The following is a 25,391-nucleotide window of genomic DNA, read 5'->3' as shown; positions in this document are numbered from 1 at the left end:
CCGCGGGCCCCGCTGTGTGTGCCTGCCTGCCTGGCCGGTTGGACCCAGGGAACCTGCGGCGCTATTCCAGCCGCGCCCACACCGCCGCGAGGTCCACGGCGGTGCCGTCGGCAAACACAAAGCTGCCGCCGTCGGACCACCGCGCGCCGGCAAGTTCCCGCTCCAGCCCGGCACCGCCCAGGCCCACGACGGCGGCATAGTCACCGTCGCGGGCGGCGCCGGCGGTACCAACCCAGGGGATGGTGAGCCGCTCCCCCATGGGGTGCGCGGCCTCCCGGACCCAGGTGCCGGCGTCGTCCAGTGGCCCGCCGGCACAAGGCGCGGCCAGGATCCTGCTCGAAACGGAGTCCGCTCCATCCTGGTCCACCGGCCAGCCGCCGATCCGCAGGCGGGAATCCGCCCCGGCGGCGGCCGTCCCGCGGAGCCGCACCAGCCGCAGCTCCACCGCCCCGCGGGTCAGCGACACCACGGTGGCCTGAGGCCCGGCGACCGCCACGCCGGCTGTGCCGCTGCCATGGTCGGGGCCGGCGTTGGGGTCCACGGAAATCCAGTGCGCCGTGAACCGGGACGCACCCAGCAGGACACCATCAAGATCCGCCTGCGCCAGGACGGTAAAGCCGGTCCGGTGCGTCAGCTGCCCGGACCCGGACTGCAGCACCACCGCGTTGTCCAGGGATTCCGGTGCCAGGTCCGGGAAGGTGTGGGTGGAGTAGCCAAGCCGGGCATACAGCGGCGAATCCGCCACCGTGCTCCCGGGGTTGGCGTGGTCGGTGCCGTGGTTCCGGACCCGCACCACGCCGTCCGCCACCGTGCCGTTTACCTGCCAGCCGGGGGCGGCAATCAGCCGCCGGGTGTCCGCGGCCTCCACCGGCAAGGGCTCCTCCACGGCAGTCCACACGGGGTGATCCGCGGGCAGGGCCAGGCCCATCATGCCCTTCGCTGCCCAGTACGGCGACCCGGAACCGGAGTAGGACTGCTTCATGCCGGGGAACTCGCCGTGCCAGCCGATGGAGAGCAGCCCGTCCGGGGTGAGGGCGTCCCGCTCCATGAAGTAGGACAGGATCCCGGACGCCGCCCGCCGGGACACCCCGGGACTCAGCCGCGTCTGGCCCAGCAGCTGGCCGGACCAGAACGGCGCCGCGGCGGCGAAGCGGTAGATCAGGCTGCGGCCCTGGATCAGCGGGGCCCCGTTGCCGCCCACCAGATGGATGGCGTCGGCCAGGAAATCCGCCAGCCGGCCGCCGTCGAGGTCCCGCCGGGCCCGGACCCGGGGGTCCTGGGGCGCCATCAGCTGCAGCAGCTGCGGATAGACGTGGAAGGCCCAGCCCACGTAATGGTCGTAGGCGCGTTCGGGGCCGTCGGCAAACCAGCCGTGGCCGCGGTAGAGGGCATCGTGGGTTGCCAGGCCGGCGTCGATATCGGCGTCGGAGTACCGGCCGCCCACGCTGGCCAGGAACATCTCCACCACAATCTGGAACCACACCCAGTTGATGGGCGGGTACTCCTCGCCGATCACCGTCTCGAACCAGGCCACCAGCTGTTCCTGGACCCGCTGCGGCAGTTTGTCCCACAGCACGTCCCGGGTCAGGGCCAGGCCAACAGCCAACGACGCCGCCTCCACCTTGGCCTGCCCCAGCTCGCCGGGTGTGGGCCACCGGTCCGGATTGGCCGGGTTGGTGCCGGCGTCGAGGCCTGCTGCGTACCAGTCGGCCAGCCAGCCGGTTCCGTCCGGGTCACCGGCCAGCCGGAAGGACGCCAGCAGGAATGTGCGGGCGAAGGCCTCCAGCGAATCGCTGCGCGGGCCGTAGGCGCTGCTGGCGCCGGGAAGGTAGAGGTTGGCGTGGTCGGGGGTGGCAAACCGGTGCGCGGACCGCAGCATATGGTCCGCGTAGGCGCACCAATGGTCGCGGGTCAGGCCGGTGAGCGGGGACAGTTTCCGGTCCAGCGGCGGAAGGACAAGGGCGGGCGGGGCGGCACGATGGGTCATGGTGTCCTGGCGGGTCGGTGGCAGGGGCGGTTGATCGGTGGCAGGCGCCTGGTCAAAAACAGGTTGGCAGGAGCCGGGTCATGCGGGGGCCGGGGCTTGCGCGCCGTCCGGGCTGCCGGCGGTGAGCCAGCCGATGGCCTGGCGCAGCAGCCTGCGGTGTTCGGGTGAGGCGTAGGAGGCGGCGTCATGGCCCAACGCGTCGTACACAGTGCGGCCGGAGCCGCCGCTGCCTGCGCCCGGGCGCTCCAGCGACCACACGGTGGGATGGTCCAGGCCGTTGTGGACGTGCGTGGCGTGCACGGTGATGCCCGGCGCGGTGCGCAGGTAGCTGTATTTCTCATCGGGCAGCACAAAGTCCGGGATGCCCGCCACCACGGGTCCGGACTCCGGCCGGACCGAGATGGCCGCCGGGCCGTAGTCGGGGTGCATGGACGTACCCCGGATCCACCGTCCGCCCAGCCCGTCCTCCCATTCGGGCAGGTCGGTGAAACTGGTGGCGCTGGAATGGGACGCCAGCAGGGGCCGGCCCAGCCGGAGCCAGCGGGACAACCCGGCAGCGGCCTGCGGCGTCCCGGGCGAGGGTGCGCCGTCCCGCGGCAGGCCCACGTTGATGGCGAGGAGGGCCGGCAGGTCCGCGCTGGGCAGGTCCGCCAACGCAGCCAGTGCGGCGTCCACCTCCGGCGGCAGGACGGCGTCGAACCCTGCCTCCCGGAGGAGGTCCGCGAGCGCTGCGGAGGTTTCCGCAAAGGGATGCCACGGGTCGGCGTAGCGGCCGGTCCCGCTGAGCAGCAGCGCCGTGGGACGTGCCGGCGTTGCCCCCGCCATCACAGCGTTTCCTGCAGCAGGCCGGCGGCGGGGACGCGGGGCGCTCCCACGGAGGAGTCGCGCAGGATCAGGTCGGGGTTGAGGCCGACCCGGTGCACGGGCCGCTGCCTTCCCTCTGCGAGCCGCGCGGCCATCAGCTGCACCGCCACTTTCCCCACATACTGCTTGGGCGGCCGAACGGCGGAGATGGCGGGTTCGGCGAGGTAGGCCACCTCGTCGTCGTAGCCCACCACCGCCATGTCCCCGGGAACCTGCAGGCCGCGGTCCACGCAGTGCTGCACAAACGCCACCGCCTGGGTGTCCGAATGGACCAGCATGGCGGTGGTTCCGGTGGCACGGCAGAGTTCAAGGACGTGGTCGAAGTGTTCCGCCCTGCCGCCCGGGCCCTGCGTGGCCGAGTCCTCATGGACCGAGCCTTCCAGCGGGATCTTCATGGCGGCCAGGGCCTGCCGCCAGCCGCGCACCACGTGTGGGCTGGTGGGACTGGCGGAGTCCGTGAGGCAGCCGATCTGCCGGTGCCCCTCCTGCCACAGGTGCCGCACGGCCATGCCGGCTCCGAACGAGTGGTCGGTGGCCACCCACTCAAGGCGGTGCGCCGGAACCTCCGCGGGCGGACGGCGTTCGGCGAGGACCACGGGGATGGGCAGCGTGTTGAGCCAGCGGAGCAGCTCACGGCCGTGTTCGCCGGTCATGTCCGGTGCCACGATCAGGCCGTCGATGTTCTGGGTGTCCAGCAGCGCCTGCACCTGCCGGCGGTTGTCGGCGGCGTCGTAGGCGGAGCCGCGGACCAGGATCCTCAGGTTCTGCTCTTCGGCTTCGGCCCGGGCGCCGCTGATCACCTGCGGCCAGTAGTAGTCCAGCGAGGGCACCACCATGCCGATGGAGTAGCTGTTCGACGCCGGCCTGGCCGCCGCCGACCGGTCCAGTGGGCTGCGGAGGGTGGCGCCGCCGTGCACCCGGGACACCAGGCCCTCGTCCGCCAGGATGTTCACGTCCCGCCGGATGGTCAGTTCGCTGACACCCAGTTTGGCCGCGATCCCGCGGACGGTGATGGCGCCGTGGGCCCGGAGTTCCTCCATGAGGCGCTCCCTGCGCTGGAGTGAAAACAGGGACTTCCCGGCGGGGACGGATGCTGGCGGGGTGCTCATGGTGTGGCCTCCACGGTGAGGGTGAATGCGCCGGCGGCGCGGTTGTCGGCGGACATCCTGAAGCGCAGGCGGGTCAGCCTGGCACCCCAGACGCCGGCCAGGAGCGGGTCGTCGAGCTGCCATTCGTCCACCAGCACGACGGCGGATTCCGGCTCCCAGCGCAGGGCGGCGCCGCGGGTGGCAGGGTTGCCGGGCGTTGCGGCGGTTCCGGGGACGGGTACGGGGATCCCTGCCGGCGATATTGTTGCGGTGCCGGCGTGGGCGCCGGTGCCGATCCGCACGGTTCCGGCAGCAAGGTAGGTGATGGAGGTACCGTCCCCGGCCGCGCCTTCCTGCGGTGCAGCAGCCAGGTCCCAGGTGTCTGTCACCCGTACCTGCCGGGCGTCACGGTCCAGGGCCGCGGTGCGGACCCACTGCCCGGGGGCCAGCCCATAGGCGGCCCCCAGTTCCAGTCCCAGCACGGGATTCCCGGCAGCCGGCACGTGGACAACGTGCGCGGCAAACTCCCTGCCGGTGCCCTGCTCCTGCCCGGCGGGTGCCGGGACGCTGTGCCAGGCACTCTGCATGGCGCGGATGCTGTACCTGTCGGGCCCAAACGTTTGGGCCGTGTATGTGGGCTGACCGGCATCCACCAGCAGCGGCACACCGTCCACGGCCACCACCACGGATCCCACGTCGCGATGGTTGTGGTGCTCGCCGTTGTGCCCGCCCTTGGCTGCCAGGAACAGTCCGGTGCTGCTGCCGGCAGTTTCGCGGGCCACCATCACCTGCACCGAGGGCAGGTAGGCGAACGGCACCAGCGGGTACCCCGCGCCGACCACGGAGCCGGAGCCCGGACCGGCTTCCTCGCCGACGGATGGTCCAGCTGCCACTCCATGGGCGCCGGCGGCCAGGATCGGCCGCAACATCCTGCCCAGGCCCGCGGCCGGCGCCGGCTCCCCGGAGTCTGCGGCTTCGGCGTGCGCTGCCGCGTCGGCGTTGCCCAGCTGGCCGGCCCACCGGCGCAGCATGCTCCACGGCAGCGCCGGAGCTGCCTGCGCCGGACCGTCCGCCACGTTCAGGTACCAGCTGCCGCCGATGTGCATCCGGTGCGGGAAGGCCGCCATTTCGCGGACCACCGGCAGGTCGGCGTCGAGCGCCCCGCCGGTTGCCTCCGTGAGCAGCGAGAGTCCCTCCAGCGCCCTGCCCGCGCCGTTCCACCAGTAGGCAAAACCCTCATCGATGGCCCCGTCGGCCGGGATGGCGGCCAGGAACCGGTCCAGGCCTTCGATGCACCGCGCAACAGTCAGGGCCCGGACCCAGGGGTCGTCAACCAGGAACAGCGCAGCGGCCAGGAGGTTGGAATGGATCCAGGGGTTCCAGTTGTGGACATCGCCGTCCAGGCCAAGCCAGTGCCAGTCCAGCCGGTCCAGGAAGGGCCGGATCACGCGGGCCTGCACTTCGTCCCGGATCCGGCGCCGCAGTCCCGGCGCCCTGCCGTCCAGTTCGGCACCCAGCACCAGGTCCAGCCAGGCCAGCTGCGCCGCCACTTCCCCGGCGCCCAGGTCAAGATAAGGCCGGTCCAGATCCGGCAGCACGTCCCCCGTGCGGGTGAACACGTCGTCGTGCGCGGCCCAGCTCCACGAGCTTTGTTCGCAGAGCAGGAAGGCGCCGTCGATCACTTCATCCAGCCAGGCCGGTGCTGCCCCCGACGGTCCCTCCGGGCCCGGGTTTTGGCCGGGCTGCGCTGCCAGTGCCAGTGCCAGTACCACCGCACGCGTCAGCCGCTGCTGCCGGGCGCTCACCAGCCCCTCGTAGGCGGTGCGGTTGCCGTCCCGGAAATACCGGGCGTAGTGGGACACCAGGGGCTGCGGCCACGGTGTGCCGCGTTCCGCCCGGGCGTCCCGCTGCAGTTGGCCGGTGCGCGGTCCTGCCGCCGCGCACCATGCAGGATCGCCGACGGCGGGAGCCGCCAGCCGCCCGCGAGCGCCGGCCAGCAGGGACACCAGGTTGCCGGCGGAAGCGGTATCGCCCCACGCGGCAGCCAACGGAAAGGCGGGAGGGAGTTCGGGAGAGCCGTGCTGGGACGTCATCGGGGAAACTCTTCTTTTTGTTCGACTCTGATCGTTTCAGATCGAGTACGAATGGCTTGGTTGAACTGTGCTGTTCATGAGTATGTACTGGATTCCAGATGTGATGCAAGCCATGAACTGCCCGGCCCGGAGCAGTTCCCAAGAACGGAAAAGGAGGCCCGAATGCCGGCTAAACCCAAGGCAATCCTGGTGATGAACAGTGAAACCTACTCCGATCAGTTCGACGCCGCCCGGCTGGAGCGCCTGGCCTCAATGGTGGACCTTGGCAGCACGCCCTGGACCGCTTCCCTGACGGATCCGGGCCTCGCGGACCGGCTGGCAGAGGTGGAAATCCTGCTCACCAGCTGGGGGGTTCCCGCCTTGGACAAGGAAACCCTGGACCGCCTGCCCAGGCTCAAGGCGGTGTTCCACTGCGCCGGGACTGTCCGCAGCTTCGTCAGCCAGGAACTCTGGGACCGCGGCATCCTGGTGACCAACGGCGCCGATGCCAACGCCATCCCCGTGGCGGAGTTCACTTTCGCCTCGATCGTGCTGGCGGGAAAGAAGGCCCACGTCCTGGCCAACGATGCCCGGACCTTCAGGACGGACTGGAGCTACACCACCCGCCGGGGCGAGCTGGGGAATATCGGCCGTACCATCGGCGTGATCGGCTTTTCCCGGATCGGCCGCCGTGTGGTCCAACTGGTCCAGCAGCTGCAGGATGTGACCTGCCTGGTCAGCGACCCGCACGCCGACCCTGCAGCCGTGGCAGCCGCCGGTGGGACGCTGGTAACCCTGCCGGAGCTGCTGGCCGCCTCCGACGTGGTCAGCGTCCACGCCCCCGCCCTGCCGGAGACCCGGCACATGCTGGGCGGCCTGGAACTGCGCGCCATGAAGGACCACGCCACCCTGATCAACACCGCCCGCGGCTCCCTGGTGGACACCGCGGCGCTGGAGGCGGAGTGCGCCACCGGCCGGATCAACGCCCTGCTCGACGTGACCGAGCCGGAACCGCTGCCTGCGGACTCGGTCCTGTATTCACTGCCCAACGTGGTGATCACCCCGCACATCGCCGGCTCGCTCGGCACCGAAACCCGGCGGATGTCCGATGCCGCCCTCAACGACCTGGAACGCTACCTCACCGGCCGCCAGCTGCTGGCCCAGGTGGTTTCCGAAGATCTCTCCCTCAGCGCCTGACCCGGCATCACCGCCGCATCCGCGGCACCACCAAAATCCCCTTAAGGAGAACGCAATGAAGCGCACCACTCTCGCCGCACTGGCCCTGGCAGTCACCGCCGGGCTGGGCCTGACCGGCTGCGCCGGCGCAGCCGGCCCCGCCGAAGAACAGGGACAGGAAGGTAAAACCCGCCTGACCGTGTCCGTGTGGAACTACGAAGGAACCCCCGAGTTCAAGGCCCTGTTCGACAGCTACGAGGCAGCGAACCCGGCCATCGATATTGAGCCCGTGGACATCCTGGCCGACGACTACCCGCAGAAGGTCACCACCATGCTGGCCGGCGGCGACACCACCGACGTCCTGACCATGAAAAACGTGATCGACTACGCCCGCTACGCCAACAACGGCCAGTTGCAGGAAATCAACGGCGTGGTGGACACCGTGGGCAAGGATTCGCTTGCAGGACTGGATGCCTTCAACATCGACGGCAAGTACTTCGCCGCCCCCTACCGCCAGGACTTCTGGCTGCTCTACTACAACAAGGAACTCCTCAAGGCCGCCGGCGTGGACAACCCGGCCAACCTGACCTGGGACGAATACTCGGCGCTGGCCAAGAAGCTCACCACCAACGCCGACGGCAAAACCACCTACGGCACGTACCACCACATCTGGCGTTCGGTGGTCCAGGCCATCGCCGCGGCGCAGAACGACGGCGACCAGAACGGCGGCGACTACGGCTTCTTCGAGGACCAGTACAACACCGCCCTGGACCTGCAGAAGAGCGGCGCCACCCTGGACTTCGGTACGGCCAAGAGCCAGAAGACCAGCTACCGGACCATGTTCGAGACCGGCCAGGCAGCCATGATGCCCATGGGCACCTGGTACATCGCCGGCTTCCTGCAGGCCAAGAAGGACGGCAAAACCAACGTGGACTGGGGCCTGGCGCCGCTGCCGCAGAAGTCCGACGACGGCAAGGTCACCACGTTCGGTTCGCCCACCGCGTTCGCCGTCAACAAAAACGCCCAGCACTCCGACGAAGCAAAGAAGTTCATCGAATGGGCCGCCGGGGAAGAGGGCGCGAAGGTCATTTCGAAGATCGGCGTGGTCCCCGCCCTGCAGAACGACGCCGTCACCGACGCCTACTTCCAGCTCGAGGGCCTGCCCTCCGATGAGCTGTCCAAGAAGGCCTTCACACCGGACAAGACCGCCCTGGAAATGCCCGTCAGCGACAAATCCGGCGCCGTGGACAAGATCCTGAACCAGGAGCACGACCTCATCATGGTGGGCGAGCGCCCGGTGGCGGATGGCATCGCCGAAATGGGCAAGCGCGTCACAGGCGAAGTCCTCGGCAAGTAGCTTCTGCCATGACCACCGAAACACTGACACCCGCACCGGTGCCCGTCAGCCGGGGCAACCGCAAACAGGCGCGGCGCAACACGCTGATCGGCTGGACCTTCATCCTGCCGAACTTCCTGGGCTTCCTGGCCTTCACCCTTATCCCCGTCATCGCGGCGTTCGCGCTCTCCTTCATGGAATGGACCTCGTTCATGGCACCGCGCTGGGTGGGCCTGGAAAACTTCCAGCGGATGCTCCAGAGCGACACGTTCTGGGTGGCCCTGCGCAACACCGTGGTCTACGCGCTGGGCCACGTGCCCCTCACCATGGCCCTGGCCCTGGGCCTGGCCATGCTGCTTAACCGCAAGCTCAAGGGGATCGGCTTTTTCCGGGTGGCCATCTTCTTCCCCTACATCACCTCCCTGGTGGCGGTGGCAGTGGTCTGGAACATGTTGTTCAGCCCGGACAACGGACCCATCAACCAGTTCCTGAATGCGATCGGCATCGCCGAGGCTCCGGGCTGGACCTCCAGCTCCGACTGGGCCATGCCGGCAGTGATCATCACCAGCGTGTGGCGGGACATGGGCTATTACATGATCCTGTACCTGGCCGGCCTGCAGGCCATCCCCACGGAACTGTATGAGGCAGCCGAGGTGGACGGCGCCAGCGGCTGGCAGCGGTTCTGGAACGTCACCATCCCGTCCCTGCGGCCCACCACGTTTTTTGTGGTGGTCATGCTGACGGTGTCCAGCTTCAAGGTCTTCGACCTGATTGTGGTGATGACCAACGGCGGACCCGGGCGCGCCACCACCGTGCTGTCCCAGCTCATCTACCAGGAGGGCATCGGCGAAGGGAAGTTCGGCTATTCGTCGGCCATCTCCCTGGTGCTGTTCCTGATCGTGCTGTCCATCACCGTCCTGCAGTTCAAGCTTCAACAGCGGAGGGAACGCTGATGACCAACATGGCCGAAGACCTCAAGGCAGAGGCACCCTTCCTCAGCGGCGCCCCGGCACCTGCTCCGGAAGACCGGCGTCGTACGCAACGGGAATCACCGCGCGAACGGAAGAAGCGCACCACCGACGTGGTGATCTACGGCGTGCTGGCCGTGCTGGTGGTGGCGCTGATGGTGCCCTTTTTCTGGATGCTGTCCTCGTCGCTGAAGGAAAACAACCAGGTCCTCACCGTCCCCATCCAATGGATTCCCAGCGATTTTGTGTGGAGCAACTACACGGACATCTGGACCCGGATCCCCATGCTGGGCTACCTGCAGAACTCGCTCTACCTGGCAGTGATCATCACGTGCCTGCAGGTGCTGACCGGTTCGCTGGCCGCCTACGGCTTCTCCAAGGTCCGCTTCCCCGGCCGGGACGTGCTGTTCCTGGCGTATATCGGCACCATCGCCGTGCCGTGGCAGGCCTACATGGTGCCGCAGTACATCATGATGCAGAACCTGGGGCTGACCAACAGCTTCAACGCCCTGATCCTGCTGCAGGCGTTCGGCGCGTTCGGGGTGTTCCTGATGCGGCAGTACTACATGACCATCCCGGATGAACTCTGCGAGGCCGCCCGCATCGATGGCCTGAGCGAGTACGGCATCTGGGCGCGCGTGATCCTGCCGCTGTCCAAGCCGGCCCTGGCCAGCCTGGCGCTGCTGACGTTTGTGAACACGTGGAACGACTACATGGGACCGTTCATCTACCTCACGTCCAACCGGCTCTGGACGGTCCAGCTGGGCCTGCGTTCCTTCGTGGGCCAGTTCGACGCCGAATACGCCATGATCATGACCGGGTCCGTCATCTCGGTGATCCCCATCCTGGTGATCTTCCTGATCGGCCAGCGGTACTTCATCCAGGGCATCGCCACGAGCGGCATGAAGGGATGACCGCCGTGGGAGGAGCCGGGCGGCGCGGGCTGCTGGGCCGCGTGCCCAGTCCGGGCTTCGAGGCGTTTGGCAGCATCTTCGGCTTCATCTACACCTTCCTGGCCGGGAATATGCTGCTGGCACTGGCCAACGCGCCGCTGGTGCTCTGCCTGGCCCTGGTGGCCGATCCGCTGGCGGCGTGGCCGTTTTTCCTGGCGCTCTCGGTGACGGTCCCGCCGTCGCTGGCCGGCCTGTTCGCGGCCTTCCAGGCACTGAACGGCGACGGCGGCGCGGTCAAGCCGGTCGCCGCCTTCCTGCGCGGCTACGCAGCCGCGTTCCGGCGGACGGCCCCGCTGGGCCTGGCCGCCGTGGCGGCGCTCCTGTTCCTCGGCGTGGACCTGGTGATTGTCCAGTCCATGCCCGCCGCCGCGGTGCTGGCTCCGCTGATCGTTGTGGCCGCCGCCGTCACCGTGGGCGTCACCGTGACGGCAGCGGCGGGCACCGTCCTGCTGCCCGGGGCCGGGTTGAAAGCCCTGCTCAAGGCCTCGCTCTACCTCTGCCTGCAGCGCTGGTACCTGAGTCTGGCCATGCTGGTCCTGCTGGGGATCATCGCCTCCGCCGCGCTGCTGCAGCCGGTGCTGGGCATTGCCTTGGCCCCCGCACCGCTGCTGTTTGTGATCTGGAGCAACGGCGCCTACGCGTTCCACCAGGTGCTGCGGACGCCCTGACCGGGTTGCCTAAGCCGGTTGCCTAAGCCGGCGCAGTTCCCCGCGAGATGGCACTTCGCGGCAGTCCCGGCGGCAAACATTGCCGTCAAATGCCATCTCGCGAGGGGAATCCTGCCGCGGCGCGCAGTCTTGCCACCAGTGTTGCCGCGAGCAGTGCCGTGCCCAGTTCCAGCCCGATCACCAGCAGCAGCGGCCCGGCACCGGCTGCAGGGGAAGCGGACGACGCCGGGCCCCCGCCGTGGGCGTGGCCGGCACCTCCCGCGCCCAGCAGCAGGACGCTGTGCACGGCCACCATCAGCACCGCCGCCCCGGCAACCTGCCGGAGCGGCCGCACGGCACCGTGCCGCCAGATATGGACGGCGCAGGGGACACAGATAGCGGCCAGCAGCACCATCAGCACGCCCAGCCAGGCTCCGTGGTTCCCTGCGGCCGCGAGCCACAGGTGCACCGCGCAGGACACCGCAGTCAGCCCGGCGCACAGCCTGCGGTGCAGGACCGGGCCCGCTGCGGCCGGCGGCTTCAGTGGCAGGAGGTGGATGGCGCACCGCCGGCCTCGGCGTGGCAGGCGGCGCTTGTGCCGGCGGGGACGTCCAGCACCGGGCTGCGGTCAAAGAAGCCTTCGGGCCGGAGCTTGAAGCCTACGGTGTCCACCGGCATGATGGGCCAGTCCTCCACCCGTGGGAAGTGGGTGAGGCCAAAGGTGTGCCACACCACCAGGTCCTGGCCGTCGAGGTCCCGGTCCTGCGCCACGTAGGCCGGCAGGCCGGCCCCACCGGGGTGCTGGTTCACAAAGTCGCCCGTGGGATACCGCTCGTCCTCGGCGTAGCGGGTGACCCAGAGGTCCTTGGTGGCGAAGGCTGCCCGCCTGGCGATGGATGAGTCCGGGTCCGCCAGCAAAGTGGGCTGGTTCTGGGAATGGAGCTTGTAGCCCACCGGCTCACCCAGCCGGTTGCGGGACTCCGGGTTGGAAATGATCCAGGTCCGGCCGGCCTTGGCGTCGGCCTCGCGGACGCCATCGGATTCGCGGGCCAGGACCGTGCGCTTGCGGGTGAAGGCGTTGCCGCGCTCATTGCCTTCGCCCATGGCCTGCCGGACTACGTCCTCTTCCACCACCCGGTTGGTGAAGCCGTCCACGGCCATGTCCAGCCGGGCGCTGAAGAGGTGCTGGTGGAAGGGTGCGCCCAGGCCCGGGGCGAGCTGGGAGATGTTGTCCGACCCGCCCTCGGGAAAGGCGCTGGTGAACACCACGCCGGTGGCCTTGGCCTCGAATTCGATGGTGCCGTCCAGGTACAGGTACCAGTAGAACCCGTAATCGTAGTTGCCCACGGTGGTGAAGAAGGAGATCACCAGCCGGCGGTTGCGGCGGGTGTAGTTGATCCCGCTCCACAGGTCGCTGTGTTTGGCCAGGATCCCCCAGTCCTCCTCGTGCATGCAGATGCCGTTCCGGATTTCGCGCGGATTGCCCACAGCATCGCTGATTACGGGGCTGAGGTAGGTGATCTCGCCCAGGCAGTCGCAGCCGAGTTCGAGTGAGTTGGCGTACTGGCCCACCAGGTATTCGCCGGTGTCGAAGTAGTTCTGCCAGGACCGCACCGGGGAGGGATCGCCGTACGGAACCACCATCTCGGCAATCGAGGCGCGGTTGATGATGGGCCGAAGCCGGTTCCCGTCCTGGAACGCGAGGTTGTGCAGGACCACCCCCTCGCGGACGTCGAACCCGACGTCCACGCTCCACTTTTCCCACTCCACGTGGTTTCCGTTGGTCACCGTGAAGCTGGGGCCTTCGGGCTGGGTGATGCTGATCGGTTTCTGCGTGGTGCGCAACGGGCCGGTCAGTTCCGGATCCGTGTAGTTTCCGTGCTCAGCCGGAACGGGCATGGCCCCCAGGTCGAGTACCCGGGTGACCTCCTTGCTGACCACGTCCACGTAGGCCACCAGGCCGTCCACAGGGTGCGCCCAGGCGCTGTCGCCGGGGAAATCCTGCACAAAGGCCAGACCGCGCAGGATCCGGCGGCCTTTTTCCTCCGGGTAGTCGAAGACGCCGGCGGACAGCGGGGCCACGCGGACCCTGGCCACGTCCAAACCGCGGTCGGCGAGCGCCTTGAGCCAGCGTTCGTCGCCGGCCAGCAGGTCTTCCACCAGCCCGAATTCCTCTTCCAGGACCGGCAGTTCACCGGTCAGCGAGGTATCCAGCACCACGGCGGACACCACCAGCCCGTGCGTCACCGAGACCACAACATCGGTGGGCGCCCCGCCGGAAATGTCGTGGACAAGGGCCCGGAACCGCCTGTCCGCAGGCTGCCCGCCTGCTGTTGGGCCGGCGTCGTCCGCGCCCTGGGCACCCCTGCGGCCGGCGGGTTCCACAAGGCCAAGGTAGGCAATCCGGTGGTGGGGCTCCAGGTGGCCCGATGCCCGGAGGATGGCTGCTGCGGCAAGGATCTCGGCTTCGTTGGCCAGGCCGAACGCGGCTGCTGTGGCGGATGGCGCAGGTGTCATGGGAACTGCCTTTGGTCAGGACCCTGGGGGTCTCCGGGCTTTATTTTCTATAGTTGTAGAGAATAAACCTCCGTACCATGGCTCACAAGAGTCGAAGCCAAAATATTTCCTGGGAGCAGCCGCGGTGCCGAAGATAGTTGACCATCACGAACGGCGCCTGGAACTGGTCGATGCCACCTGGCGGATCATCGCCCGCAACGGGCTGGAAGGCGCCACCCTCCGGGAAATCGCCCTGGAGGCCGGCTTCGCCAACGGGGCGCTGAAGCCGTACTTCCCCACCAAGGACACCCTGCTGGAATTCGCCTTCAGCCATGTGTTCAACCGGACCAACCAGCGGATCGCTAGGGTCCTGGGCACCATGACCGGACTGGCCGCACTGCGCGCTTTCTGCCTGGAGGTCCTGCCGCTGGACGAGGAACGGATCAACGAGGCCCGGATCGTCATCCCGTTCTGGCAAAAGGCCGTCAACGACCCGCAAAAGGCCCGGATCCACCAGCAGTCCATGGCAGAGTGGGCCACCACCATCCAGCGGCTCCTGGCCGAGGCCCGGGCCGCGGGCGACATCCGGGCGGCCGTGGACGACGCACTCCTGGCGGGCCAGCTCCTGGACATGCTGCTGGGCGCGCAGATTGCCGCCGCCCTCTCCCCCGCCGGGTCCCCCATCGCCGGCCAGGCCGAGCAGCTGGAGGGCTACCTGGCCCTCCTGGCCGCCTGACCCCACCCGTTTTCCGTTTCCACGAAGGAGCTCCCCCATGGCCATCCCCCACAGCATCGACACCCCGGACATCCTGGTGGACGTGGACATCCTGGACCGGAACATCGCCCGGATGGCCGCCTCGGTGCGCTCCAGGGGCCTGGCCCTTCGGCCGCACGCCAAGACGCACAAGATCCCGGAGATCGCAGCCCGCCAGATCGCTGCCGGGGCGGCCGGACTGACGGTGGCCACCGTGGGCGAGGCGGAAGTCTTTGCAGCAGGCGGCGTGGACAACCTCTTCATCGCCTACCCGCTGTGGGCATCAGCGGGTAAGGCGGAACGGCTCCGGCTCCTAGCGGAGAAGGCAACCGTGACCGTCGGCGTTGATTCGGCGGCCGGCGCCACCCGGCTGGGCACCGCACTGGGCGCAGCAGCGGGAACCGTGAGCGTCCTGGTCGAAATCGACAGCGGCCACCACCGCAGCGGCACACTCCCGCAGGAGGCGGCGGCGGTGGCGCAGGCCGCAGCCGCTGCCGGGCTGCAGGTGGCGGGGGTCTTCACCTTTCCCGGCCACAGCTACGCGCCCGGCATGCCTGCGGCAGCCGCCGCCCAGGAGCAGTCCGCGCTGGCCGCGGCCGCGGCAACCCTCGCTGCCGCCGGCTTCGACGCCGCCACCCTCAGCGGCGGCTCCACGCCCACGGCGCTGCTCACCGACGGCTCGGTCGCCACGGAAGTGCGGCCCGGCGTCTACGTCTTCGGCGACGCCCAGCAACTGGAACTGGACCGGTGCGCCCTTACGGACATCGCGCTGACCGTCGCCGCCACGGTGGTCAGCCACCACAGGACCGAACCGGGCAGCCCCGTGCGCTTTATCATCGACGCCGGCAGTAAGATCCTGGGCAGCGACAGGCCCGCGTGGGCCAGCGGTTTCGGCCGGCTGATGGACCACCTGGATGCCCGGATCATCGCCCTCTCCGAGCACCACGCCACCGTGGAGTGGTATGGCCCCGACCCGCTGCCTGCCCTCGGCGACCGGCTGCGGATCATTCCCAACCACGTCTGCCTGGCCATCAACCTGGTGGACGATGTTGCGGTGGTCAGTGGCGGCAACCTGGTGGACCGCTGGAAGGTCGCGGCCAGGGGCCGGAACAAATAGCGGGGCGGATTCCCGGGAATTCTTTTTTCGCCAGCTGTTGAAAAAAGGATCCTGCGGACGTAATCTGGGCTGACTGTGTCCCAGGACACAGGCAGGGGGATTTGCCAGGACCCGTCCCACGTCAGGATTTCCATGCCCGTAAGAGCTCCGGCCACGCCCGCCACACAGCACGTCACCACCAGCGTCGCCGGTTCCTTCGACCACTGGCGGCACCTGGTGGCCGAGTCGTTTGTACCGCTGGCCGCGCACAGCGAAGCGCCGGAAGCCTTCCAGGGGCAGCTCCGGGCCCGGGTGCTGGACCGGATGTCCATCGTGGAGGTCAGCGCCGCCGCGCACACGGTCCAACGCACCCCAGCCCTGATCGCCCGGTCCACGGGGCGCTACTTCAAGCTCAACCTGCAGCTGGAAGGCAGCGGACTGCTGATCCAGGACAACCGCGAGGCCGTCCTGCGGCCAGGTGACCTGGCCATCTACGACACCAGCCGGCCCTACACGCTCACGTTCGAGGAACGGGCCCGGCTGATGGTGGTGATGTTCCCCTGTGATGCGCTGGCGCTGCCCAGCGACTGCGTGGGCCAGCTGGCGGCCGTGCGGATGGCGGGCAACGCCGGCCTGGGTGCCCTGGTGGGCCAGTTCATCCGGCAGCTATCGGAGAACCTCGACGTCCTCAACGGTCCCAGCGGCTCACGGCTGGCAGCCAACGCCCTGGACCTGGTGTCCACCCTCCTCCACGCGGAGATGGACATCACCCCGGACCGGCTGACCCCTCAGGCCCTCCTGGCGGTTTCAGCCCGCGAATACATCGAAGCCAACCTGTGGGATCCGCAGCTTTCGCCGGCCGCCGTCGCTGCGGCGCATTTCATTTCCACCCGCCACCTGCACAACGTCTTCCACGAGAGCGGCACCACGGTGGCAAGCTGGATCAGGGGCAGGCGGCTGGCCGGCGCCGGGCGGGACCTGCGGGATCCGGTCCACGCCGGGAAAACGGTGGGCGCCGTTGCCGCGCGGTGGGGTTTCCTCGACGCGGCCCATTTCAGCAGGACCTTCCGCGACGCCTTCGGCGCATCGCCCAGCGACTGGCGCCGCGGCGCCTGACCCGCGCTGCGACCCGCGCCTTTACCCAGCGCCGTTACCCAGCGGCCCTGCCCAGCGCCCCTAGCCAACGCCCCTAGCCAGCGCCCCTAGATCAGGCCCTGGGCCAGCATGGCGTCGGCCACCTTCACAAAACCGCCGATATTGGCGCCGAGGACATAGTTGCCGGGGTCGCCGTACTCGTCGGCCGTGGCGGCGCAGCTGTGGTGGATACCCACCATGATCTCCGTGAGCCGCGCTTCGGTGTGCTCAAACGACCACGAATCCCGGCTGGCGTTCTGCTGCATTTCCAGCGCCGAGGTGGCTACCCCGCCGGCGTTGGCGGCCTTGCCCGGACCGAACAACACGCCGGCATCCTGGAAAACGGCCACGGCGTCACGGGTGGAGGGCATGTTGGCGCCCTCTCCCACGGCCAGCAGACCGTTGCGCACCAGCTTGGCGGCAGCATCGCCGTCGAGCTCGTTCTGGGTGGCGCAGGGCAGCGCCACCGTGGCGTCCACGTCCCACACGGAACCGCCCTCAACGTAGGAGACGCCGCCGCGCCGGACCGAGTACTCCTTGAGCCGGGCGCGGTCCACTTCCTTGACCTGCCGGAGCAGTGCCACGTCGATGCCCGCAGGGTCCACGATGTAGCCCGACGAATCGGAGCAGGCCACCACGGTGGCGCCGAGGGATTGGGCCTTGGCCACGGCGTTGATGGCCACGTTGCCCGAACCGGAAACCACCACACGCCGCCCGTCGAACGAGGTGCCGCGGGTTTTGAGCATCTCCTGGGTGAAGATGACGGTGCCGAAGCCGGTGGCTTCGGGGCGGACCAGCGAGCCGCCCCACGAGATGCCCTTTCCGGTCAGGACGCCGGACTCGTAGCGGTTGGTGATGCGCTTGTACTGGCCGAACAGGTAGCCGATTTCGCGGCCGCCCACCCCGATGTCGCCGGCCGGGACGTCGGTGTATTCGCCGATGTGCCGGTAGAGCTCGGTCATGAACGACTGGCAGAAACGCATGACTTCCGCGTCGCTGCGGCCCCGGGGGTCGAAGTCCGAGCCGCCCTTGCCGCCGCCGATGGGCATGCCGGTGAGCGCGTTTTTGAAGATCTGCTCGAAGCCCAGGAACTTCACGATGCCCAGGTACACAGACGGGTGGAACCGCAGGCCGCCCTTGTAGGGGCCCAGCGCGGAGTTGAACTCCACCCGGAAGCCGCGGTTGATCCGGACCCGGCCGGCGTCGTCCGTCCACGGCACCCGGAAGATGATCTGCCGCTCGGGTTCGCAGAGCCGTTCCAGGATGGCGGCTTCGAGGAATTCCGGATGCCTGTCATGGACCGGGCCCAGGCTTTCAAAAACCTCGGTCACCGCCTGGTGGAATTCCGCTTCCCCGGGGTTCCTGGCCAGGACGGTGTCCCGAATGGCCTCCAGCCGTGCATCCATGCAGTATTTCCTTACGTCGAAGCCAATCAGGGGGCTGCCGCCGGCAGTGCAGTGGCTGCGGCGGGTCCTCCATCCAAGCTAACGGATTGCGACCGGGCAGCAGTAGGCACCGATCGAACTGTCCGCTAATGTCCGTATTGTGACACTTAGATTCCACAAAACGAAAAAAGTATGCACCCTTCGGGGTCTTGGGGCGGGTGCCTGATGGCCTATCTCTGCCTGCTCCTCTCCGGGGCCGCGCTGCTCGCCAACGGCCTCGCAACCCTGGGGCGCATCCCCCGCCGCGACGCAGGTGTCCTCAGCCTGGCCATCGGGTCGCTGCAACTGGTGCTCGCCGTGGGATACCTGGCGGCGGCCGCTGCCGGACCGGCCGGTGCGGCGTTGCCGGCGGAGACCCTGATGACTGCGGTGGGGATGGTCCTTTTTGGCCTGACCTATGTCCATGTGGGCATCGATACCCTGCTGGGTTTGGGCTCGCAGGGCCTGGGCTGGTTCTGCGGCATGGTGGGCTTTGTGGGCCTGCTGCTGGCCGGCAGCTGGTTCGCGTCGAACCCGTTCCTCGCGGTGCTCTGGCTGTGCTGGTCGCTGTTGTGGGGGCTGCTGTTCGGGTCCATGGCCCTGGGCTGGCGCCGCGTGGACCGGTTCACCGGCTGGGCCCTGGTCCTGGCCAGTCAGGCCACGGCGACAGTGCCCGGGTTCCTGGGCCTTGCCGGGCTGTGGCCGCAGCAGGGTGAGGTGGCTGCGGCGGCAGCGGCCGGGCTGGCGGCACTCCTGCTGGCCGCGTTCCTGCTGGCCCGCCGCGGCACGGTTCCGCCGCGCGCCGCCGGGAGGGTGGCCGCCGGCGCCCTGCCGGACGGCGCCCGCTAAGCCCGTCCGGGCGCTGCCCCACCGCGGCGTTCAATCGCCAGTTCCACCAGGGTTCCGGCAGCAAACACGGCAGGGACAGTGGCCAGCAGGACTGCTGCGGTCCCTGCGCTGCCGCCGATCAGGGCGGTGAAATTGCCTACCACCTGCGCGAGCACCCAGATCAGCAGGACGGCGCCCAGCACCGGTGCGATCCTGGTCTGCCACAGCGGGCCGGTCTCGCGCTGCCGGTGGAAATACCGGACGACGGCGGCTGAACAGAGGATGTACAGCACCAGCAGTGCCGCGACGGCCAGTCCGCTGAACCAGGAGAACAGGCTCAGCACAGGATCCAGCCCCAGGAGCGCGAAGGGGGCGACCAGCGCCACCGCCAGCGCGGTCTGCAGCCAGGCGGCAACGGCGGGCGCGTGGTGCCGGTTGGTGCGGGCCACGGCAGCGGGCATGGACCCGCGCAGTGCCAGTGAGTGGAGGTACCGGTTGATGCCGTTATGGAATGCGACGATGCCGGCCAGCAGGGAGGTCACCAGCAGGATGCCGGTGGCCACCCCGGCCCACGGGCCAAACAGGTCCACCATGGGCCCCAGCACAAAACTGGTGGAGTCCCCGGATTCCAGGGCGGCCCCGGCTGCTGCCATGACCTGGGACGGCCCGTAGTAGCTGACCAGCATCCAGGAGGTGAAGGCGAAGAAGATGGCGATGACGCCTACGGAAAGGTAGGTTGCGCGGGCCACGGTCCGCTGCGGATCCTTTGCCTCAGCGGAGTAGATGGCGGTGGACTCGAAACCGAACATGGACGCGACGGCGAACATGATGGCCACCCCGGGGGCCCCGGCGGCAATGGCAGCCGGGGAAAAGGACGCCGCCAGGTTCAAGCCTTCCGGGCCGCCACCCTGGAACAGGACGGTGAAACCGAACAACAGCAGCACTGCCACCTCAAGTCCCACCAAAACCGCCAGCACGCGGGCGCCGAGTTCGATGTTCAGCGAACCCAGCACCTGCACGCCTGCCATGGTGGCCAGCGCCGGCAGCCACCACGGCACATCAATACCCACGGACGCCAGGAGCCCGGAGAAGGCAGCCCCGTACAGCCCGTACATGGCGGCCTGGATGGTGTTGTAGGCCAGCAGTGCGAGCCACGCCGTCCCCGCGCCGGTCCGCGGGCCAAACGCCGCCGTGACGTAGGCATAAAACGCGCCATTGGCCCGGATCTTCCGGCTCATGGCCACAAAACCTACGGCGAAAACAGCGATGACGGCGCCCACCACCAGGTATGCACCCGGTGCACCCGCGCCGTTGCCCAGCGCCGCAGCAAGTGGCGAGGCCCTCACGATCCCGGTTAAGGGCGCCTGGGCGGACAGCACAAAAAAGAGGATGCCGAGGACCCCAACGCTGCCGGAGCGCAGGGCAGTGGAATGCTCTTTGGCACGTGTGTCCACGGTTCGTGGTTCGGAATTCGAAATGCTCATGGGATCCCTCTTTAACAGTCAAATTTGCGCCGGGGCCAGCTGTGGAATCCAGCTTGGCACCGGTGTCCGCGGGCGGTTTGTCCGGCAGCGACCGGAACTTGTTTGTCAGCGCAGCGCGCCGTTGGCGCTTCTTCCATTCCGGCGCGGGCAACGGTGGCATACTGCCGTAACCAGGTGCCGCCGGATCAAGCCCGGCGCGGGGTCCGAAGGAGCACTCGTCCATGCAGGAATCCGTCAGGGTGGATGCCGCGGCACACCAGCATGTCCTGGAAGCCATCAGCCTGGCCCAGGGCCCCGCCCGGGCTGTTGACCCGGCGTTCGCCGCCCGCCTCGAAGATCACCTTCCCGCCCTCTGCGGCCTGTTCCATTCCCTGTACGGCCAGCGCCCCGACTGGCTGGAGCAGCTCACCGCGCTGGTGCTCCAGTGCGCCGCGTCCTGGCAGGAGCGCCCTGCAGAGCTGAAGGCCGTGGATGCCGAACGCGGCGCCGACCCCGGCTGGTTCCAGGCCAACACCATGCTGGGCGGCGTCTGCTACGTGGACCGGTACGCCGGCACCCTGGAGGGAGTACGGGCCCGGATCCCCTATTTCAAGGAGCTTGGCCTCACCTACCTGCACCTGATGCCGTTGTTCCTGGCGCCGGAGCCGCACTCGGACGGCGGCTACGCGGTCTCCAGCTACCGGAAGGTGAACCCCAAGCTGGGCACCATGGAGCAGCTGCGGTCCCTCGCGGCCGAGCTGCGCGCCAACGGGATCAGCCTGGTGGTGGACTTCATCTTCAACCACACCTCCGACGAACACGAGTGGGCCCGCAAGGCCGCTGCCGGGGACCGGGAGTTCAGCGACTACTACTGGCTCTACCCGGACCGCACCATGCCGGATGCGTTCGAGGAGCACGTCCGCGAAATCTTCCCGGAAAACCATCCCGGCTCGTTCATCCGTACCGAAAACGGCCGCTGGGTATGGGCCACGTTCCACACGTACCAGTGGGACTTGAACTACTCCAACCCTGACGTTTTCCGGGCCATGGCCGGCGAAATGCTGTTCCTGGCCAACCAGGGCGTGGACATCCTGCGGATGGATGCCGTGGCGTTCATCTGGAAGGAACTGGGCACCCCCTGCGAGAACCTGCCGCAGGCCCACACCCTGCTGCAGGCCTTCAACGCGGTCTGCCGGCTGGCCGCGCCGTCGCTTCTGTTCAAATCCGAGGCGATTGTCCACCCCGATGAGGTGGCCCTGTACATCAGTCCCGGCGAGTGCCAGATTTCGTACAACCCGCTGCAGATGGCGCTGATCTGGGAATCGCTGGCCACCCGGGATACGTCCCTGCTGGGGCAGGCCCTGAAGCGCCGGCATAACATCCCCGACGGAACTTCGTGGGTGAACTACGTCCGCAGCCATGACGACATCGGCTGGACGTTTGCCGACGAGGACGCCGCCGAGCTGGGCATCAACGGCTTCGACCACCGCCGGTTCCTGAACTCGTTCTACGTCAACAGGTTTCCAGGCAGCTTTGCCCGCGGTGTTCCGTTCCAGGACAACCCCCGCACCGGGGACTGCCGGATCTCAGGGACGACGGCGTCGCTCTGCGGCATGGAGGACAACCCCTCGGAGGCAGTGGAACGGATCCTGCTGGCCCATTCGGTGGCCTTCAGCACCGGCGGCATTCCCCTGCTGTACCTTGGCGATGAAGTGGGCCAGGTGAACGATTACCAGTATTACCTTGAAAAAGGCCACGACACCGACAGCCGGTGGGTGCACCGGCCGCGCTATCCTGCGGAAAACTATGCGCACAAGGCCGAGGCCCGCACCCCGGAAGGGGCCGTGTTTGCCGGCATCCGGCGGATGACTACGGTCCGGGCCGCGACCCCGGAACTGGCGGGCACCCGGCTGATCGACTTCGCCACCAACCACCGGAGCGTCCTGGCGTACCAGCGCCCGGGCGAAGACAGCCGGATCCTGGCGCTGGCCAACTTCAGCGACTCCCCCGTGATCCTGCAGGCGGCGACCTTCGCGGGTTTCGCGCCTGCCGCCGTCGACCTTCTCTCGGAAACCGAGCAGGACCTGGCAGACGGGCTGGCGCTGCTCCCCCGCCAATTTGTCTGGCTGCGCGTCACGCCCCTTTGACACCTCCCCACCCAACTGGCTCGCACTTGTTGTCGTTTTGGGCCCTCAAAACGACAACAAGTGCGAGTCAGTTGGGGAGGCGGGCGCAGGCGTGAAACCATACGGAGCATGGCCCAGAAGATTGCGTACCAGGGTGAGCCCGGCGCCAACTCCAATATCGCGTGTCAACAGATGTTCCCCGAGCTGGAAAGCATCCCGTGCGCCAGTTTCGAGGACGCCTTCGAGCTGGTCTCCAGCGGGGAGGCGGACCTGGCGATGATCCCCATCGAAAATTCGATCGCCGGCCGGGTGGCGGACATCCATATCCTGCTGCCGCAGTCCAACCTGCAGATCGTAGGCGAGTTTTTCCTGCCCATCCATTTCGACCTGCTGGGCATCCCCGGCAGCACCATCGAGGGTGCCACCGAGGTCCACAGCCACATCCACGCGCTGGGCCAATGCCGCCGCCTCATCCGCGAGGCCGGCCTCCGCCCCGTCATCGCCGGGGACACCGCCGGTTCGGCCCGGGAAGTCAGCGAGTGGAACGATCCCCGCAAGCTCTCGCTCGCCCCGCCGCTGGCCGCACAGATCTATGGCCTGGAAGTCCTGGCCTCCCGCGTGGAGGACGACCCCTCCAACACCACCCGCTTTGTGGTCCTGGCCCGCGAAACCGGACTGCCGGCACGGGACGAGGTTCCCGGCCTGGCCGTGACCAGCTTTGTGTTCCGCGTCCGCAACGTCCCGTCCGCCCTGTACAAGGCGCTGGGCGGGTTCGCCACCAACGGGGTGAACATGACCCGGCTGGAGAGCTACATGGTGGGCGACGAGTTCGCGGCCACCATGTTTATGGCCGACGTCGAAGCGCACCCCGAGGACCTCCCGCTGAAACTGGCGTTGGAGGAACTGGAGTTCTTCACCACCGAGGTGCGGATCCTCGGCGTATACGCGGCAGCGGATTTCCGGGCGGACGCACCGGCGCCGGTGTAAAGGCCTACCCGCCCGGCACCGCGATGACGGCAACAGTCTGCTGTTGCCCGTCACGCATCTCCACGCCGGCGATGCTGGCGAGCTGGACCGGGGTGGCGCCGGTGATCCGCACCCGGCCGCTCGGGGTTGCGGTCCACGCGCAGGCCCGGTCCTCGCCGCCGGTGCGGTCCTTGACCCAGAGCGAGAATGTGCCGTCCACCGGCAGGCTCTGTCCGTCCACCGCAAGTTCCGTGCCCCAGGTTTTCCGCACCAGGCCCACGGTGAGCCGGACCCCGTCGCCCGCCTGGACGGAGTAGGTGGCGTCTGGTTTGGCGGGCGGGCTGAGCAGCGGCCCGGCCAGGATCCCGGCAGCCAGGCAGGCGGCGGCAGCCGCGGCCACCGCGGCTGTCCACCGGACGCGGACCGTACGGCGGCGGGCGGCCAGCTGATCCAGCAGGCGTTTGGGAACCGGCGGCGCACCGCTCTCCGCCGCTACAGCCGCCTGTTGCGGGCTTGCTGCCACGCCGGGAAGCACAACGGCGTCCCCCACCGGCACCGCGTCCAGCAGCGCCGGCAGGCTGGAAAGTTCGTCCAGCTCCTCCCGGCACGTGGCGCAGGACCCCAGGTGCTGTTCGAACAACGTCACGTCCGACGGGTCGAGGCCGCCCAGCAGGTAGGCGCCAAGAAGCTGGTGCGGTTCCATGGCGGTCACCGCTGGACCCCCATTTCGTCGAGGATGGTCCGCAGCGCCCGGACGGCGTAGAAAGCCCGGGACTTCACGGTTCCGCTGGGGATATTCAACTTTTCCGAAGCCTCCTTCACGGTGTATCGGCGGTAGTGGAGGGCCACCAGCACATCGCGGTGTTCGGCGCTCAGCCGCAGCAGCGCCTCCTCCATCAGGACCCGGGTGAGGAGCTCATCCACCCGCTCGGCTGGATCCACCGGATCCACGGGGTCTCCGGTGGCCTCGGCCGGCCGGCGCTGGGACCTGCGGTAGTTGTCGATCATGATGTTGCGGGCCGTCCGGAACAGGTAGCTGCGCAGGCCGCCGGTGATCTCCGGGGCCTGCCGCCAGACGCGCAGCACCGTCTCCTGGACCACGTCGTCCGCGATATACGGGTCCCGGCAGGCGCTCAGGACAAAGCGCCGCAGGGCAGCGCCGTGGTCACGGTAAATCGCCGCCACCACTTCCTCATCCAGCGACATGCCCTGCCTCCCGAGTCGAACCCGCCTGCCTCTAAAGACGTCCGCAACCACACAAAGGTTCAGTTCCGGTTCCCTGAACCATTCTTGCCCGCACGGCGTCTAAGAGGGTAGCGCCGGCCTCCGCGTTGGCTGGCTCGAGGCAAGGAGCAAAAGATGCACAAGAACCTCAGCTTTGGCCTGTCGGCTTTGGCGGCCGCCGCACTGCTGTCCGGCTGCGCAGTCGGCGGGGGAAGCAGTACGACGCCGGCGCCCACCCCGTCCACGGCGGCGTCGGTTCCGGCATCCGCCCCGGCGTCCGGCCCGGCGACGACGGCGGCCGCCACCTCCGGTGCAGCCGCTTCGGCGAAGCTGATGACGGCGGACTCCGCGCTCGGGCCGATTGTGGTGGACGGCAACGGCATGAGTATCTACTACTTCACCAAGGACACCAAGGACTCCGGCACCAGCGCCTGCACCGATGCCTGCCTGGCAGCGTGGCCACCGGTCACCACCACCGAAGAGACACCGGCCATGGACGGCGTAACGGGAACGCCGGGCACCATCACCACGCCGGACGGCAAAAAGCAGGTCACCATCAACGGCATGCCCGTCTACTACTTCGCCAAGGACAAGGCTGCGGGGGATATCCTGGGCCAGGGCGTCAACAGCGTCTGGTATCTCGTGGCCCCCTCCGGCGACATGGTCACGTCCGCAGCGGGCAAGTATTAGCGGCGGCGCGCCAGGCTGTGCCCTCCATGTCAAGGGTCCTGCGTGAAAAGACAAAGGATCCTTCCGGGCAGCAACGACACTGGAAGCAAGCTGCCAGGC

22 protein-coding genes are annotated in these 25,391 nt (G+C 68.4%); 12 read left to right on the top strand and 10 right to left on the bottom strand.

The window, feature by feature from the left end; all coding sequences use genetic code 11:
* Positions 1–61 precede the first annotated feature (61 nt).
* From ACU18_RS13685 to ACU18_RS13670, 4 genes are all read right to left on the bottom strand, one after another.
* Positions 62–1,987 (bottom strand): DUF2264 domain-containing protein, encoded by a 1,926-nt coding sequence (locus ACU18_RS13685; protein ID WP_050686360.1) that lies wholly within the window; start codon positions 1,985–1,987, stop codon positions 62–64.
* 78 nt (positions 1,988–2,065) lie between these two features.
* Entirely contained in the window at positions 2,066–2,812 is a 747-nt protein-coding gene (locus ACU18_RS13680; RefSeq protein WP_050686358.1) for a ThuA domain-containing protein, read from the bottom strand.
* Positions 2,812–3,960, bottom strand: a complete 1,149-nt coding sequence (locus ACU18_RS13675; protein WP_050686356.1) for a LacI family DNA-binding transcriptional regulator — start codon at positions 3,958–3,960, stop codon at positions 2,812–2,814. The genes ACU18_RS13680 and ACU18_RS13675 overlap by 1 nt, the downstream gene beginning before the upstream one ends.
* Positions 3,957–6,032, bottom strand: a complete 2,076-nt coding sequence (locus ACU18_RS13670) for a heparinase II/III family protein (RefSeq protein ID WP_082178331.1) — start codon at positions 6,030–6,032, stop codon at positions 3,957–3,959. Before ACU18_RS13670 ends, ACU18_RS13675 begins: the two co-directional genes overlap by 4 nt.
* A 162-nt stretch (positions 6,033–6,194) precedes the next feature.
* Between ACU18_RS13670 and ACU18_RS13665 the strand changes: the two genes are divergently transcribed.
* Genes ACU18_RS13665 through ACU18_RS13645 form a run of 5 tightly spaced genes read left to right on the top strand, consistent with a single transcriptional unit; the run spans position 6,195 to position 11,112 of the window.
* Positions 6,195–7,208 carry a hydroxyacid dehydrogenase gene (locus ACU18_RS13665; protein WP_050686354.1) on the top strand — a complete coding sequence of 338 codons (1,014 nt, stop codon included), beginning with the start codon at positions 6,195–6,197 and terminating at the stop codon, positions 7,206–7,208.
* 55 nt (positions 7,209–7,263) lie between these two features.
* Positions 7,264–8,544, top strand: a complete 1,281-nt coding sequence (locus ACU18_RS13660; protein ID WP_050686352.1) for an ABC transporter substrate-binding protein — start codon at positions 7,264–7,266, stop codon at positions 8,542–8,544.
* A gap of 8 nt (positions 8,545–8,552) precedes the next feature.
* Positions 8,553–9,476 (top strand): carbohydrate ABC transporter permease, encoded by a 924-nt coding sequence (locus tag ACU18_RS13655; protein WP_050686349.1) that lies wholly within the window; start codon positions 8,553–8,555, stop codon positions 9,474–9,476.
* Positions 9,476–10,405: a carbohydrate ABC transporter permease gene (locus ACU18_RS13650; protein ID WP_050686347.1), complete on the top strand. Its 930-nt coding sequence runs from the start codon at positions 9,476–9,478 to the stop codon at positions 10,403–10,405. The genes ACU18_RS13655 and ACU18_RS13650 overlap by 1 nt, the downstream gene beginning before the upstream one ends.
* Positions 10,402–11,112 (top strand): hypothetical protein, encoded by a 711-nt coding sequence (locus ACU18_RS13645; protein ID WP_050686345.1) that lies wholly within the window; start codon positions 10,402–10,404, stop codon positions 11,110–11,112. Before ACU18_RS13650 ends, ACU18_RS13645 begins: the two co-directional genes overlap by 4 nt.
* Before the next feature lie 85 nt (positions 11,113–11,197).
* Here ACU18_RS13645 and ACU18_RS13640 read toward each other — a convergent pair whose 3' ends face one another.
* Positions 11,198–11,641, bottom strand: a complete 444-nt coding sequence (locus ACU18_RS13640) for a hypothetical protein (RefSeq protein WP_050686343.1) — start codon at positions 11,639–11,641, stop codon at positions 11,198–11,200.
* Positions 11,632–13,608, bottom strand: coding sequence for a primary-amine oxidase (locus tag ACU18_RS13635; protein WP_050686341.1), 1,977 nt, complete (start codon positions 13,606–13,608; stop codon positions 11,632–11,634). Before ACU18_RS13635 ends, ACU18_RS13640 begins: the two co-directional genes overlap by 10 nt.
* Positions 13,609–13,732: 124 nt before the next feature.
* Between ACU18_RS13635 and ACU18_RS13630 the strand changes: the two genes are divergently transcribed.
* The 3 genes from ACU18_RS13630 (at position 13,733) to ACU18_RS13620 (ending at position 16,553) form a co-directional block, all read left to right on the top strand.
* Positions 13,733–14,323, top strand: a complete 591-nt coding sequence (locus tag ACU18_RS13630) for a TetR/AcrR family transcriptional regulator (protein ID WP_050686339.1) — start codon at positions 13,733–13,735, stop codon at positions 14,321–14,323.
* Positions 14,324–14,360: 37 nt separating this feature from the next.
* Positions 14,361–15,458, top strand: coding sequence for an alanine racemase (locus ACU18_RS13625; RefSeq protein ID WP_050686337.1), 1,098 nt, complete (start codon positions 14,361–14,363; stop codon positions 15,456–15,458).
* A gap of 132 nt (positions 15,459–15,590) precedes the next feature.
* Positions 15,591–16,553 carry a helix-turn-helix domain-containing protein gene (locus ACU18_RS13620; protein WP_050686335.1) on the top strand — a complete coding sequence of 321 codons (963 nt, stop codon included), beginning with the start codon at positions 15,591–15,593 and terminating at the stop codon, positions 16,551–16,553.
* Positions 16,554–16,639: 86 nt separating this feature from the next.
* On the opposite strand, the gene gdhA is transcribed toward ACU18_RS13620, so the two are convergent.
* A complete protein-coding gene (gene gdhA / locus ACU18_RS13615) occupies positions 16,640–17,977 on the bottom strand; it encodes an NADP-specific glutamate dehydrogenase (protein WP_050686333.1) in 1,338 nt (445 codons plus the stop codon).
* Between the two features lie 204 nt (positions 17,978–18,181).
* Here gdhA and ACU18_RS13610 point away from each other — a divergent pair, with 204 nt between their 5' ends.
* Positions 18,182–18,844, top strand: a complete 663-nt coding sequence (locus tag ACU18_RS13610; RefSeq protein WP_050686331.1) for an AmiS/UreI family transporter — start codon at positions 18,182–18,184, stop codon at positions 18,842–18,844.
* On the opposite strand, the gene ACU18_RS13605 is transcribed toward ACU18_RS13610, so the two are convergent.
* Positions 18,841–20,307 (bottom strand): APC family permease, encoded by a 1,467-nt coding sequence (locus ACU18_RS13605; protein ID WP_050686330.1) that lies wholly within the window; start codon positions 20,305–20,307, stop codon positions 18,841–18,843. The two genes, ACU18_RS13610 and ACU18_RS13605, sit on opposite strands and share 4 nt — an antisense overlap.
* Before the next feature lie 221 nt (positions 20,308–20,528).
* On the opposite strand from ACU18_RS13605, the gene ACU18_RS13600 reads away from it, so the two are divergent.
* Both ACU18_RS13600 and ACU18_RS13595 read left to right on the top strand, forming a co-directional pair.
* Positions 20,529–22,433, top strand: a complete 1,905-nt coding sequence (locus ACU18_RS13600; RefSeq protein ID WP_050686329.1) for an alpha-amylase family glycosyl hydrolase — start codon at positions 20,529–20,531, stop codon at positions 22,431–22,433.
* Between the two features lie 108 nt (positions 22,434–22,541).
* A complete protein-coding gene (locus tag ACU18_RS13595; protein ID WP_050686327.1) occupies positions 22,542–23,399 on the top strand; it encodes a prephenate dehydratase in 858 nt (285 codons plus the stop codon).
* Positions 23,400–23,403: 4 nt separating this feature from the next.
* Here the strand turns inward: ACU18_RS13595 and ACU18_RS13590 are convergent, their stop codons facing one another.
* Positions 23,404–24,081 carry a zf-HC2 domain-containing protein gene (locus ACU18_RS13590; protein WP_050686420.1) on the bottom strand — a complete coding sequence of 226 codons (678 nt, stop codon included), beginning with the start codon at positions 24,079–24,081 and terminating at the stop codon, positions 23,404–23,406.
* A 5-nt stretch (positions 24,082–24,086) separates the two neighbouring features.
* Positions 24,087–24,584 (bottom strand): sigma-70 family RNA polymerase sigma factor, encoded by a 498-nt coding sequence (locus tag ACU18_RS13585; RefSeq protein ID WP_050686324.1) that lies wholly within the window; start codon positions 24,582–24,584, stop codon positions 24,087–24,089.
* A gap of 153 nt (positions 24,585–24,737) precedes the next feature.
* On the opposite strand from ACU18_RS13585, the gene ACU18_RS13580 reads away from it, so the two are divergent.
* A complete protein-coding gene (locus tag ACU18_RS13580; protein ID WP_050686322.1) occupies positions 24,738–25,292 on the top strand; it encodes a COG4315 family predicted lipoprotein in 555 nt (184 codons plus the stop codon).
* Positions 25,293–25,391: the final 99 nt, after the last annotated feature.

This window comes from Arthrobacter sp. ZBG10 (assembly GCF_001238605.1).
Lineage (GTDB): Bacteria > Actinomycetota > Actinomycetes > Actinomycetales > Micrococcaceae > Arthrobacter.
This window is presented reverse-complemented; position numbering and strand designations above follow the sequence as displayed.